Origin of the sequence: Larkinella knui (assembly GCF_003858645.1) — a bacterium.
GTDB classification, from domain to species: domain Bacteria; phylum Bacteroidota; class Bacteroidia; order Cytophagales; family Spirosomataceae; genus Larkinella; species Larkinella knui.
In genome coordinates, this window is sequence record NZ_RQJP01000004.1 from 736,913 (window position 1) to 750,594 (window position 13,682).

11 protein-coding genes are annotated in these 13,682 nt (G+C 53.0%); 10 read left to right on the forward strand and 1 reads right to left on the reverse strand.

Features of this window, described 5'->3' with window-relative positions:
• The first annotated feature begins 109 nt into the window (after positions 1–109).
• From EHT87_RS21470 to EHT87_RS21505, 9 genes are all read left to right on the forward strand, one after another.
• Positions 110–739 (forward strand): MgtC/SapB family protein, encoded by a 630-nt coding sequence (locus EHT87_RS21470; protein ID WP_124908703.1) that lies wholly within the window; start codon positions 110–112, stop codon positions 737–739.
• 78 nt (positions 740–817) lie between these two features.
• Complete coding sequence (locus EHT87_RS21475) at positions 818–1,456, forward strand: hypothetical protein (RefSeq protein ID WP_124908704.1); 639 nt, start codon at positions 818–820, stop codon at positions 1,454–1,456.
• A gap of 163 nt (positions 1,457–1,619) precedes the next feature.
• A complete protein-coding gene (locus EHT87_RS21480) occupies positions 1,620–2,207 on the forward strand; it encodes an RNA polymerase sigma factor (RefSeq protein WP_185716306.1) in 588 nt (195 codons plus the stop codon).
• Between the two features lie 201 nt (positions 2,208–2,408).
• A complete protein-coding gene (locus EHT87_RS21485; RefSeq protein ID WP_185716307.1) occupies positions 2,409–3,548 on the forward strand; it encodes a FecR family protein in 1,140 nt (379 codons plus the stop codon).
• Positions 3,549–3,807: 259 nt separating this feature from the next.
• Positions 3,808–7,209, forward strand: coding sequence for a TonB-dependent receptor (locus EHT87_RS21490; RefSeq protein WP_185716308.1), 3,402 nt, complete (start codon positions 3,808–3,810; stop codon positions 7,207–7,209).
• A 24-nt stretch (positions 7,210–7,233) separates the two neighbouring features.
• Positions 7,234–8,673, forward strand: coding sequence for a RagB/SusD family nutrient uptake outer membrane protein (locus EHT87_RS21495; protein WP_124908708.1), 1,440 nt, complete (start codon positions 7,234–7,236; stop codon positions 8,671–8,673).
• A 97-nt stretch (positions 8,674–8,770) separates the two neighbouring features.
• Entirely contained in the window at positions 8,771–10,393 is a 1,623-nt protein-coding gene (locus tag EHT87_RS21500; protein WP_229321232.1) for an FAD-dependent oxidoreductase, read from the forward strand.
• Between the two features lie 24 nt (positions 10,394–10,417).
• A complete protein-coding gene (locus EHT87_RS31660) occupies positions 10,418–10,648 on the forward strand; it encodes a hypothetical protein (RefSeq protein WP_229321233.1) in 231 nt (76 codons plus the stop codon).
• The gene (locus EHT87_RS21505; RefSeq protein ID WP_229321235.1) at positions 10,645–11,625 is read left to right on the forward strand and encodes an exo-alpha-sialidase; all 981 of its coding nucleotides are present in this window, start codon (positions 10,645–10,647) and stop codon (positions 11,623–11,625) included. The genes EHT87_RS31660 and EHT87_RS21505 overlap by 4 nt, the downstream gene beginning before the upstream one ends.
• Here the strand turns inward: EHT87_RS21505 and EHT87_RS21510 are convergent.
• On the reverse strand, positions 11,620–12,081 hold the full coding sequence (locus EHT87_RS21510) for a hypothetical protein (RefSeq protein ID WP_124908710.1): 462 nt from the start codon (positions 12,079–12,081) through the stop codon (positions 11,620–11,622). The genes EHT87_RS21505 and EHT87_RS21510 overlap by 6 nt on opposite strands.
• Before the next feature lie 150 nt (positions 12,082–12,231).
• On the opposite strand from EHT87_RS21510, the gene EHT87_RS21515 reads away from it, so the two are divergent.
• Positions 12,232–13,308, forward strand: coding sequence for a hypothetical protein (locus EHT87_RS21515; RefSeq protein ID WP_124908711.1), 1,077 nt, complete (start codon positions 12,232–12,234; stop codon positions 13,306–13,308).
• Positions 13,309–13,682: the final 374 nt, after the last annotated feature.

The window sequence follows — 13,682 nt, forward strand, 5'->3', positions numbered from 1 at the left end:
TATAAATTTAGCAAAACTCTATCTTTGGACTAACGGTTTTTTTGAAAGGATGGTTTCTTTTTAAACAAGGTTTGCCCCACCGCCCTGAAGAGGGCCCAGATCAGTGTAAATGGATTCGATTGTACGAGAAGATATTCTGAAACTCCTGCTGGCGATGCTGCTGGGCGGTTTGATTGGTGCGGAACGCGAATACCGCAGCAAATCGGCGGGCCTGCGGACCACCATTCTGATTTGCGTCGGATCCACCCTGTTTACCATCGTTTCGCGCCGTTTCGGTTCCGACGACCGGATTGCCGCCAATATTGTCAACGGGATTGGGTTTCTGGGTGCGGGAATTATCTTCCGGCAGGAAACGATGGTGAAGGGCCTGACCACGGCCGCAACCATCTGGGCAATGGCCGCCATCGGCATGGCCATTGGGGGCGGTTTTTATGACATTGCCGTGGGTGGTTTTATCGTTATTGGTTCTACCTTGCTACTTTTGCACCGACTAGCCGCCCGCATTGGCCGAATTAATCAATCGCGGGAATACCGAATTGTGACTACCTTTAAAAATAAAACGCTGACCCACTACGAAAAACAATTCGAAGAATTCGGACTGCATTCGGAGCGTCTGTCCCAGCAGCGCATCGGCAACGACATCATCGGGAACTGGAAGGTTAACGGGTCGGAAAAAGCCCACGAACGCTGCATCAAACGATTGCTGAACGATCCGGAGGTGAAAGAGTTTGGGTTTTGAAAAGGCATATTACTTACTAAAAACCACTATTTTTTCGTTTACATACTGAGTATTCATTTTTGTTCATTAATCAACTCTATGAACTTCATACAGAAAGGCTTATTAGCAATTATGCTCATAAGTAGCAGTGTAGCCTTCGGGCAAATTACCGAGGACCCGGAAGAACGGCGCGGAGATGGAAAAGATCCGTTGAAAACCAAAACCCCGGAAGGCGATCCACTCCCCTTTTCGCAACGGTTGCGGTTTGGTGGGGGCATCAGCAACGTTTCCATTGGCAATCCTTTCAGCATCGGCGTTTCGCCCGTTATCGCTTACCAGGCTTCGGAAAGGGCTATTCTGGGGGTCGGCGTCAATTACGTATACTACCGCGCCAAGTATTATTACCAGGGCGGAGCCACCGAGGTTTACCACGCCAATCAGTATGGCGGACGGGTATTCGGGATGTACGAAATCATTCCCAATATCGTCAAGAACCTCTACCTGCACGGCGAATTTGAAAACACCAACGTGGGGTATAATGTCAATCAGAGCACGACTCAGAACCTGCGCCGGTGGGTGAGTGCCGGACTGGTTGGGTTAACGTATTCGCAACCCATTAGCCGGCGGTTTGGGGTCAACCTAACCGCCTTGTACAACCTGAGTTATAACGCCGATCCGGTTTTCTCATCGTTCGTGTACGGCAGTAGTCCGTGGGTGATTCGGGTGTCATTTTTTTGATTGAGCGTACAGAACAGAGAGGAAAGAAGAAAGACAATCGCAGAAACGGTTTTCTTTCTTCTTTCCTCTCTGTTCTTTTATCTCCATTTTTAGTATTAATTCCATCCTTATTATAAAATTTTCTCTTTAATTCGGGTAGATTTTCCTAAACCGGATTAAGAGCTTGATCACTGAACGGCAACCCGATTCCATTCTCTGGAACGCCCTGAAACAAGGCGACCGGCGGGCTTTTGCCGAACTCTACGAACGCTATTACCGCACGCTATACAATTACGGCTACAAACTGATGCCCGACACGGCTCTCGTCGAAGATGCCATTCAGGATTTGTTTGTAGACCTCTGGCGGATTCAGCAAAATCTGGGCGAAGCCGAATCGGTCAAGTTCTATTTATTTCGCTCCCTGCGCCGAAAAATCCACCGGCTGGCCGAGAAAGAAAACCGGTTTTTATCCGTCGATCTTTTAACCTCTCCCTTTCGCAGCGACACAACGCCGGAACACCAGATTACCGAACAGGAGCACGAGCAGCAGTTGGTCCGGCAACTCGCCCAGGCGCTGAAACAACTTCCCGAACGCCAACTGGAAGTGGTGATGTTGCGCTTCTACGAAAACTTCAAAACCGGCGAAATTGCGGCTATTATGGGCATCACCGACAAATCCGTTCGGAACACGCTGCACAAAGCCATGACCCACCTGCGCGAAAACGCCCGCTACCTGGCGCCGTTTCTGGGGCTGCTTCTATTCTTTTTCTAACGACCACGAGCCAGGTCAAACTGGCTAGATGACTATACCTGTCAGATCTTGAAGACCTGACAGGTATAGTCATCTAGCTCAACCCTTGAAAATTAAATGCCGTGGGTGCAGAAAAAATCAGAACCGGAGGGGACACTTTTCAATTTTTGGACTCTTGGTATAAAAGAGCGGACTATTCATCTATTTTATGGCCCTGATGCAATGAATACGTACACGGACTATACCACGGAAGACTTTGCCGAAGACGATTATTTTCGACAGTGGGTGCAATCGCCTGATGCGGAAACGGATTCGTTCTGGCAGGAATTCCTGGCGCAGCATCCGGAAAAGCAGGCCGTTATCCTGACCGCCCGCTCCCTGTTGAAGGCCGTTTCGCAGCTGCAGACCAGGCCCACTGAAGAACAGGGCCGGCGGATGTGGGCCGAAATCGATCAGCGGACAACCGGCCTTCGGGAACTGGGCGAGGAGCCGGAACCCCGCTGGATGTGGCCGAAAGTAGAACGGCCGAACTGGCTGCAGTTAGCCGCTGCGGTACTCCTGCTGGTGGGCATTGGCTGGTGGTATATGCTGCGATCAAAACTAACCGAACAATCGGGAACCTATTCGGGCTTGGTTTCCCGGTCTACGATTGATCTGGTTGAAAAAATAAACAATACAACCCAACCGCTGACGGTTCGCTTTGCCGAAGGGAGCACGGTGGTGTTGCAACCCGACAGCCGGGTGAGTTATTCGGCCACGTTCGCGGGCGACAAGCGCGAAGTGTTTCTATCGGGTGAAGGGTTTTTTGAAGTGACTAAACAGCCGGAAAAACCGTTTATGGTTTATGCCAATGGATTGGTTACCAAAGTAGTAGGTACCAGTTTTGTGATTCGGGCGCTCGAAAAGGCCGATCGGGTAACGGTGATTGTCCGGACCGGAAAAGTAGCGGTTTTTCCAATCAAGTCGATCGACCGGACGCAACCGGAAACCGGGCAGCCCGCAGGTGCGCTTTTGCTGACGCCCAATCAACAGGCCTTTTTTGATACCGACAACGACCGGCTGACCCGCAAACTGGTGGAGGTGCCGGCCCTGATCAGGAAGCCCGAAAACAACCAGAACTTTATTTTTGAGAATACGCCGGTGGCCGAGGTGTTCAAAACGCTGGAAACCTCGTATGGCGTGTCGATTGTCTACGACGCCAAAACCCTGAAAAGCTGTAATCTGACCGCCCCGCTGGGCGACGAACCGCTCTTCCGAAAACTCGACATCATCTGCCAGACCATCGACGCCACGTACGAAGTCTGGGATGCGAAAATTGTGATTTCAGGAAAAGGCTGCCAACCAGCGGAACAAGGTTGGTAAAGAACGTAAGGTCTTGTAAATAAGTTAATTGTGATTAAATAACTCCATTTCCTAAACCCTGATTGCATGAAGAAACGATAACCCCTTTTACTAAAAAAGCCGGAACAGAACCGTCATGTTGCGACCATAACGGCTCCGATACTCCGGCGAATCAGTGCCCTCCCTTGCTTTACTGGTATTGCGACTACCCTGAAAAACGGGGATGGGGATTGTTTTTGCCTCCACTTCTGACTTGTCGAACAAAAACACTGCTAAAAGTATGAAAAAACTGTGGGATTATTCCCCAACCTTTTGCCTGATTATGAAGATTACTTGCGTACAGTTCGTGCTGGCCGTAGTCTTTGCGGGGCTAACCCTGGCCCGAAATGGAATGGCCCAGGAACTGCTCAACCGACCCATCTCTGTTCAACTGGATAACAAGGACTTACGGACGGTCCTGAACCGGCTGGAGAAAGCCGCCAACGTGAAATTTACGTACGTTCCGCAACTGATTGCTACCGGAAACAAGGTGTCCGTCCGGGCCGAAAACGACCGGCTGGAGGTGGTGTTGAACCGGTTGCTGAAACCGCTGAACATCACCTATCAGGTTTCGGGAAATTACATCGTGCTCAAAAAAGAGACCACGAGCGCCGTATTTCCGGATGACCAACTGATCGAAGCGCCCGCGCAACGGGCCGAACTGACCATTTCGGGGGTGGTAACGGACGAAAAGGGCGAAGGTTTGCCGGGCGTCAGTGTGTTGCTGAAAGGGACGCAACGGGGCACGGCTACCGACGGCAAAGGCGCATTTCGACTGGCCGTGCCGGATCAGTCGGCGGTTTTGGTGTTCAGCTTTGTCGGGTATCAGAGTCAGGAAATTACCGTCCGGTCGCAATCGGTCCTGACGGTTCGGCTGGAAGCGGACGAAAAATCACTGAATGAAGTGGTAGTGGTCGGCTACGGAAGCGTGAAAAAACGCGATCTGACGGGTGCCGTGTCGTCCATCAGCGCAACCGAAGTAAAATCCCAGCCCGTTTCCGGTTTGAATCAGGCGTTGCAGGGCCGGGCCGCCGGGGTTCAGGTGACGCAGTCGTCGAACTCGCCGGGTGGGGGCGTTACCATCCGGATTCGGGGCGGCAATTCCATCTCGGCCAACAACGAACCGCTGTATGTCATCGACGGTTTTCCGGTTTCGAGTTCCACTTCGTTTCCCGGTGGCCCGACCAATACCGGAACGAATCAGAACGTGCTGGCGACAATCAATCCCAACGATATTGAGTCCATTGAAATCCTGAAAGACGCGTCGGCAACGGCCATTTACGGTTCGCGGGGGGCCAACGGCGTGGTGCTGATTACAACGCGACGCGGCAAAGAAGGACAATCCAACATCGACTTTGAAGCGTATTACGGTGTTCAGCAAATCCGGAAAATGCTGGATCTGGGAACGGCTGCGGAACATACCGAACTGAAAAACGAGCAGTTGCGCAACCTCGGTTTTGCGCAACGCTACGGCTATACGACGCAGTTTCCGAAAAAACCGGAAGAATACGGCGTCGGCACCAACTGGCAGGAGGAAATTTACCGCCCCGCTGCGGTGCAGAATTACCAGCTTTCGTTTTCGGGAGGGAATGATAAACTGCGGTATTTCGTTAACGGCAACTATTTCGGTCAGGACGGAATTGTGATCAATTCCGACTTCAAGCGGTATTCGTCCCGCATCAACCTGGATGCCCGGGTCAGTTCCCGTTTGAAAATTGGCTCCACCATCACCATCAGCCGGGCCATCACCAACGCCATCAATGAAGTGGGGACCAACGGGCCTGTCGGGGCTGCCCTCACGTATTCGCCCGCCAATCCCATCTTCGATGCCAGCGGCAATTACCAGTTGCTGAACGTCGGGTCGGGTTCCGGTTTTGGGGTTTTTCCCAATCCGGTGGCTCTGGCAAAAACGTCGACCAACACGCTGACCAGCGACCGTGTGCTGGGAAATATGTTCGGCGAACTGCTCCTGGGAGCCGGTTTGACGGCCCGAATCAGCGTCGGCACCGACATCCTGAATTCCCGGCGCAATACCTTCTTTTCGCCCCAGACCGTTGTGGCGAATACGCTCAACGGAGTTGGCAGTAATGGCACCGGTAACACTGTTAACTTGTTGAACGAAAACACGTTGTCGTATACCCGAGCCTTCGATGCTATCCACAGCATCGATCTGTTGGCGGGCCTAACGTTCCAGTCGGCAAAGAATGTGGGAACGTATCAGGAAGCCCAGGATTTTCCGAATTATGCGCTGGGTGCCCAGAACCTGGGATTGGCCAACAACCCGCGCCCACCCAGCGGATCGGCCAGCCGCTGGGGCCTGAATTCGTATCTGGCCCGCGCCAATTACCGGTTCAGGGACAAATACCTGCTGACGTTTACGGGCCGGGTCGATGGCTCCTCGCGGTTCGGAGCCAATCATAAATACGGTTTTTTCCCGTCGGGCGCGTTCGCGTGGCGGGTTTCGGAAGAGCCATTCCTGAAAAGTGTGCGGGCCATTTCGGACCTGAAATTCCGGCTGAGCTACGGGATTACCGGCAACGACGGCATCGGCTTATACAATTCCCTCTCGCAATACGGCACCAGCCGTACGGTTTTCAACAATACGGAAGTGCTGATGACGCAGGCATCGCGGATTGCCAATCCGGATTTACGCTGGGAAAAAACCGCCCAGTTCGACGCCGGATTTGACGTCAGCCTGCTCAATAACCGCCTGCAACTGACGGCCGATTATTACATCAAAACCACCACCGACCTGCTCCTGAACGTTGAATTACCAGCCACGACGGGTTTTACAACCGTGACCCGGAACGTGGGTAGTCTCGAAAACCGGGGGTTCGAGCTGGCAATCAACACCATCAACATCGACGGAAAAGTACAGTGGACTTCCAGCGGCAACGTGTCCTTTAACCGGAACAAAGTGCTGAAACTGGCCGATGCCGAGCAGTTTTTTTCCGGCGCAACCATCGTCAAGGTCGGTGAATCCATCGGGTCGTTCTACACTACAGTTTTCGACGGAATCTGGCAAACCGCCGAAGAAATCAAACAGGCCGGGCTGAAGGCCCGAACGGGCGATTTGCCGGGCGCTCCCCGCTTCAAGGATGTGAACGGCGACGGCGTTTTCAACGAAAGCACCGACCGGACGATCATCGGAAACGGTTTGCCCAAATTCATCTACGGGCTGACCAACAACCTGTCCTACAAGGGGTTCGATCTGCTGGTTTTCGTGCAGGGTGTTTACGGCAATAAATTGTACAATGCCACCCGCCAAACCATTGAATCGACCGACCCGACGACCAACCAGCTTCGTACCGTGATCGAAGGTTCGTGGCGTCCCGACCGGCCCTCCAACCGAATCCCGGCCATGCGTCAGTGGAGCAAGGGAACAACGTCCGATTTCATCGAAGACGGTTCGTTCCTGCGGTTGAAAAACGTTTCGCTGGGATACCAGGTACCGGTTTTGCCGAGGTTTATCAAACGCGCCCGGGTCTACGTCAGCGGCCAGAATCTGCTGACGTTTACGAAATACGTCGGCTACGATCCGGAAGTCAGTTCCGACGGAAACAGCAATACCCTCTACGGTTTCGACCGCTTTGCCTACCCGGCTTCCCGCACCATTACGGTGGGGGCCAATCTCACTTTCTGAACCGTTTAATCTGTTCGTAAAAACATGAAAATAAGACTCGTATCGCTTCTTTTTAGTTGGCTGCTGCTGGTCGGCTGCGAGAATAATCTGGAAGAAAAACCGCTGGATTTTTTTGAAGAATCCAACTCCTTCAATACCGACAAAGACGCCACCTCGGCCATCAACGGCGTCTACAACGCCCTGCGGACCAACAGCTATTACGGCCTGGGAATCACCACCCTGTCGGATGCCAGTGGCGAAGAATGCTTCATTCGGGCCGACGGCGGCAGCGCCGAAAACATCGAGATTGACAAGTGCCGGTATACGTCCGCCAACTCGAACTTCGACAATTTTTACACGGCGGTTTACCAGCTGATCAACCGGGCCAACCGCGTGATCGACAAGGTTCCCGGCATTGCGATGGACGCCAAATTGCGCGATCAGATTGTGGGCGAAGCCAAATTTCTGCGGGCGCTGGCGTATTTCGATCTGGTGCGGGCTTTTGGCGATGTGCCGCTGATTACGACGGTTTCCAACGATGTGGTCAATGTGAAAGTCCCGCGCGATCCGGTCGATAAAATCTACCAGCAGATTACGCAGGATTTGCTGGATGCGGAAAAGGTTGTTCCGGTTAAATATACCGCTGCGAGCGAAATTGGCCGGGCCACGTCGGGTGCCGTGAAGTCGATTCTGGCGAAGGTTTACCTGACCCGGAAAGACTGGACGAATGCGGCTGCCAAAGCCAAAGAAGTCATTGATTCCAGGGCGTATGCGTTGTTTCCGGATTATAAATCCGTATTTCTTCCCGAGAACAAAAACGGCATCGAGCATATTTTTTCGGTTCAGTACAGTTGTGTTCAACAGACCTACGGCAGCGCGTTTGCCAAAATCTTTGCCATCTATTTTACGTATCCCATCGACCTGGAAGGGGGCGCGTACCAGGCGACCGACGCGCACGAAGCTTCGTATTTGCCGGGTGATTACCGCAAACAGGTAACCATTATCCGGGAAAAGAAACTGGCCAACGGAACCGTCGTCCAATCCCGGACGGGCGCTTTCAACGATAAATACTGGGACCCGACGCCCTGCGGCCCCAACCAGGCCCGCAACAACTTCATGGTGATTCGGTACGCCGATGTGCTGCTGATGTATGCCGAGGCCCTGAACGAGCTCAACGGCCCAACCGCCGACGCGTTTGCCGCCATCAATCAGGTTCGGGCCCGGGCCCGGAACGGCGTGGCTACGGCGGCCCCGCAGGATTTGACCGGACTGACAAAAGAGCAGTTTCGGGATGCGGTTTTGCAGGAACGGAGCTGGGAACTTTGCTTCGAAGGCCACCGGCGCTGGGATTTACTCCGGACCGGGAAGTACCTGGATGTGATCCGGAAATCGGGCATTCCGGCGGAAGACAAGCACTTGCTGTATCCCATTCCGCAAAACGAAATCGATGTCAATCCGGCACTCGTCCAAAATCCGGGGTATTGAATTCCAACTAACCTGTCAACTTAACATTCGGTGACTGATGAAAAACCAACTGATCTTTAAGGCTTTATACTTTTTTTGTCTGGTAAGTGCACCTTTCTTGAGCCCATGCCAAACCACGGCGCCGTATGACGTGGTGGTGTACGGCGGTACACCCAGTGGCGTGATTGCCGCTGTGGCAGCAGCCCGGGAAGGCGCGAAGGTGCTGCTGATCGAACAGACCAAACACGTCGGTGGGTTGAGTACGAGCGGTATTGGTACTGCTGAAACCGAACACATGATCGAGGAAACGTTTTCGGGGCTGGCACTGGAATTTTACCAGCGGCTGGGGCGGTATTACCTGAAAACCCTGCCGAATCCGGAGAAATATCCATCCCCGTTCCGGCCAACGAGCAAAGTGTACGGCGAAAACCGCCCGGTGGCATTTTTTGAATCGAAACAGGCCGAAAAAACGTACCTGGACATGCTGAAGGAAGCAAAGGTAGAGGTCTGGTATGAGCGGTTTGTGACGGACGTGACCAAAAAAGGCCCGGCGATTCAGTCGATCAAGCTGGACGATGGCCGCACCGTGGCCGGGAAAGCGTTTATCGATGCGTCGTATGAAGGCGATCTGATGGCGCGCTCGGGCGTTTCGTATACGTATGGGCGGGAGAGCAAAGACCAGTACGGCGAGTCGCTGGCCGGGGTGCGGTTTATCGACGAACCGATCGACGCATCGCCGTATGACGACAACGGCACATTGCTCCCCGGTTTTGTCGAACGCAGCACGCTGACGGAGGGCCAGGCCGACAAACGGGTGATCAACTACAATTTTCGGCTAAATTTCACCAAAAAACCGGATCGGACGCCGTTTACCAAACCTGCCAATTACCGGCCCGAACGCTATATTCTGCTGACCCGGCTGCTTAAAAACAAGCCCGATACCAAACTGGAAGACATTATCGATCTCTACAAATGGCGCAGCTGGAACGGGACGTTTGAAACCAACAACAAACAGAAATCGGTCATTTCACTGGGCCATTTTGGCGGGAACGTCGACTATCCGGATGGCGACTACAGCAAACGGAAGGCAATTTACCAGGATCATAAAGACTGGACGATGGGCCTGATGTATTACCTGGCCAACGATCCGACGGTTCCTGAAAAGCTCCGCGCCGAGACGAATGAATACGGTCTGGCGGCTGACGAATTTACCGACAACGGCAATTTTCCGTATTACCTCTATGTGCGGGAAGCCCGGCGGATGGTGGGCGCTTTCGTGCATACCCAGAAGGATATTCTGGTGGATCGTACGAAACCGGATGTGATCTGCCTGGGTTCGCATTGGATTGATAGTCACCATGTTCAGCGGGTTGCCATATCGAAAACGCAGTTTGTCAACGAAGGCCGGATTTGGGAGCCGATTGCCAAACCGTACCAGATTTCATACCGGATTATGACGCCCAAAGAGGAGCAGTGCACGAATTTGCTGGTGCCGGTTTGTGCGTCGGCTTCGCACGTCGGTTTTTGCTCCATTCGGCTGGAATGCACCTGGATGCAACTCGGCGAAAGCGCGGGCGTGGCTGCCGTCATGGCGGGAAAACAGCAGATACCGGTTCAGAAAATCAATGTCAAGGCATTGCAGGATGCACTGGTCAAAAAAGGGATGATTATCGATCTGAATCATCAGGTTTGGGACGGCATGCGGGATATTCCAAAATCTACCCAATTGTTGAGTAAATAGCCGCTGACTTTTGCTTCCTGTCCTATGACTGCTGGCAAAATTAAACCCCTTCTTTTATACGGTATTCTTTTCCTTTCGACGCTTGGGATTGGAGTCGGGCAGACGCCCGACTTCTCCCGGGTGCCGGGAGTAATTGTGGCCCACAGCCCGGCTTCGTCGGGTTTGTACATCGGTTCGCCCAGCCTTTGCATGTTGCCCAACGGCGATTATCTGGCGTCCCATGACTTGTTTGGCCCCAATCCAACGAGTTTGTGAAGCCTAATTCGCGGATTTACCGCTCGACGGACAAGGGCAAAACCTGGACGCAGATCGCGGAAATCAACGGGCAATTCTGGTCGAAACTGTATGTCCACCGCAACGGCCTGTATTTCTTCGGGACCGACAAACACCATGGCAACACCATCATCCGGCAATCGACCGACAACGGCGTCACCTGGACCAACCCAACCGACGACGAAACCGGTTTGCTGCTGGCGGGCGAATACCACTGCGCCCCGGTGCCGTTCATTGAACACAACGGGCGACTCTGGCGGGCGATGGAAGACGCGATGGGACCGATCAAAAAGTGGGGCAAACGCTACGGCGCTTTTATGCTGTCGATGCCGCTGGAGGCCGACCCGATGAAAGCCGCCAGCTGGACCAGCAGCAACGTGCTGCGGTATGATTCGACGTATCTTGACAACGGGTTTGGCGGCTGGATTGAAGGGAATGCGGTTTTGAGTCCAAAGGGCGAAATGCTGGACATTCTGCGGGTCGATCACAAGGCCTCGCTGGACGAAAAAGCCGCCTTTGTAAAAATCAGTCCGGATGGCAAAACCGCCACGTTCGATGTCACGACCGGTTTTGTGCCATTTCCGGGTGGCAGCAAGAAATTTACGATTCGCTACGATCCCAAATCAGAATTATACTGGACACTAACGAACTACATTCCGCAGGAATTCAAGCAGGCGAATGCCGGAAAAAATCCGGCCAGTCTCCGAAATACGCAGGCGTTGTGCAGTTCCAAAGATTTGATAACGTGGAATTTGCGCCAGATTGTGTTGCAACATCCTGACGTGGCCAAACACGGCTTTCAGTACGTCGACTGGCTGTTTGAAGGCAAGAATATCATTTTGCTGTCCCGCACGGCCTACGACGATGGTCTGGGCGGAGCGCACAACAACCACGACGCTAATTTCCTGACGTTTCACCGCATCAAAAACTTCCGGAAAAAACCGGTTGCGGGTTTATAAACCGGCCAGATCCTGTAGGGCTTTTTTGCGACTGCTGAAGATTTTACTGTCGAGGGTTTTGCTGTAAAACGTTTCGATAACGTTTGTAACCGTTGTCTGGCTGCCCACCAATGTATTTTGTGTCGATTGCTGTTCATACGTAATGACATCGCCCACGTTGACTACCTCATACTGAGCTCGTTTGTACAGCCGGTAAATCCTCCCTTTTTTATCACTATACCCCCATACCTCGTTTCGGGGCACAATTTCTGACTGTCCGTCGAGGTAGTGAACGTTCAGGTTTTTGGCATTCAAAAAAATGCTTCTAACGGCTTTGATCGGTCGGCCGGGTTCCGTTCGGAACACGTCACTGCTCCGACTCAAAAGCTGGCTGGGGGCCATTCGCATCTGTTCCTGCCGAATCCGGGGCGAACAGGAAGCCACCAAAAGTGCGAAAATAAAGACGGTTCGGCGCATGTGACAATCGGTTTTAGGGTGCGATCGATTTCCGGAAAGGAAAATACAAAAAGAAAGGATGAATGGAAAAGGAGGATGGGACCGCCTTTCAGGAATTCGGCCTAAAACGTTATATTTCGCCCATCCGAACCCCCGTAACCGTAAACCATCATGCTTGCCTACCTGTTCGCGGTCATCACGACCGTATTTCTCATCGGATTGACCCTGTTCACGACATCCAAACCCTCGCTGGTTGGCGAGAATGCCATGGGCTACGGGCTGGGCCTGTTCTTTCTGGCGGCTGGTTTTGCCCTCGCCAGTTTAATTTTTACGATTGCGCTCAACGTCCGGGGCGGGTTCGACTGGGTCGCCCAGGGAAGCACACGGACGCTGCTGGTGCTTGTCGCCTGGTTGCTGGTGGCACTAACGACGTTTTTTTCGGCGGTATTCAAATGGGAGTGGCACAGCGATACGCTCTATCCGGCCTTTTTGTACGAAGTAGCCACTCGCCAGGGGCACTTCTGGATACCACTACTCTGGCTGATCCCGTGTTTTCTTTCGCTTCATTCTGCTGGCCTGTCCCTGGTTCCGCTTCCGGTGCTGAAGGGGTCCTTTTGGGTAGCCACGGGCCTCAGTGCCATATTTTCCGCCGGTTTGCTGGTGGGGTACGTTCGGGAGTCCGCCCGGTCTGCGGAAGCAGAAATGGCCCAGCGAGCTGAGCAGGAAGACCGCCTGCACCGGGAGAATCTGGAGACGATTGCGGCCCAAAAAGTCGACGATCCGATTGTCACCCTGCTGGGGTATTCCGGCCGGTATCAGCCCGACGACGTCCGGCAGGCGGCCCTGGCCAAGATCAAAGCGCATCCGAACTGGGAAGCCGAACTGATTGCGTTGCTGCAAAGCGAGTGGCGGTATAAGGAAGTCTATTATTTCCTGGATGGCAACGCGGTGGAGCATCCCGAGCAGTTTGTCACCCCCCTGAACCAGAGCATCGGCCAGCTATCGGCCCGCATTCGGGCGGATATTCAGGACAGCAACAACCTGCAACACTGGAGCTTCGATATGTACGGCATCGACCAGCTGCTTCGCGCCCTCGATCAGCAATTTCTGAACCAGGGCGTTGATTTTTACCCCAGCATCGTCAAGCTTCAGCAAGCCCTGAACACGCCAAAGCCCGAGCGGTTTAAAGACGTCCGGTTTTCGATCACCGCCACCGTGGACCAGTGGCTGGTTAGGCATAAGAAATAAGGGGGGCGCGGGTTGGTTTATTACAAACCGTTTTATCGCGTATGCAAATGGATTCACACAGTCAGTTATCAGCCCACGATTTTAACCGTGGGTTCGAGAGTGGATCTCAAAAAATAGAAACCGTTTCAACGGTTTGGCCTCCCAAAACCGTTGAAACGGTTTCAAATAGGCGGGTTCGATTTTTGCAACCCACGGTTAAAACCGTGGGCTAATAACCGTTATTTTTAAATTTTTATGGAAGAGTTACGCTTACATGATAGATCTGGGGTAGAATCTGGCAGCAAAACCGGTGTTGCTTATGCTATGCCAACTATTCATGTGGATGGGCTGACAAAAATTTATTAGTAAGCGGATTTGACGACTTAGATTATGCT

What these genes read in the sequence shown, in the direction of transcription:
- EHT87_RS21470 (WP_124908703.1), top strand. Translation starts at nt 110, where the DNA reads ATGGATTCGATTGTACGAGAAGATATTCTGAAACTCCTGCTGGCGATG.
- EHT87_RS21475 (WP_124908704.1), top strand. Translation starts at nt 818, where the DNA reads ATGAACTTCATACAGAAAGGCTTATTAGCAATTATGCTCATAAGTAGC.
- EHT87_RS21485 (WP_185716307.1), top strand. Translation starts at nt 2,409, where the DNA reads ATGAATACGTACACGGACTATACCACGGAAGACTTTGCCGAAGACGAT.
- EHT87_RS21490 (WP_185716308.1), top strand. Translation starts at nt 3,808, where the DNA reads ATGAAAAAACTGTGGGATTATTCCCCAACCTTTTGCCTGATTATGAAG.
- EHT87_RS21495 (WP_124908708.1), top strand. Translation starts at nt 7,234, where the DNA reads ATGAAAATAAGACTCGTATCGCTTCTTTTTAGTTGGCTGCTGCTGGTC.
- EHT87_RS31660 (WP_229321233.1), top strand. Translation starts at nt 10,418, where the DNA reads ATGACTGCTGGCAAAATTAAACCCCTTCTTTTATACGGTATTCTTTTC.
- EHT87_RS21510 (WP_124908710.1), bottom strand. Translation starts at nt 12,081, where the DNA reads ATGCGCCGAACCGTCTTTATTTTCGCACTTTTGGTGGCTTCCTGTTCG.
- EHT87_RS21515 (WP_124908711.1), top strand. Translation starts at nt 12,232, where the DNA reads ATGCTTGCCTACCTGTTCGCGGTCATCACGACCGTATTTCTCATCGGA.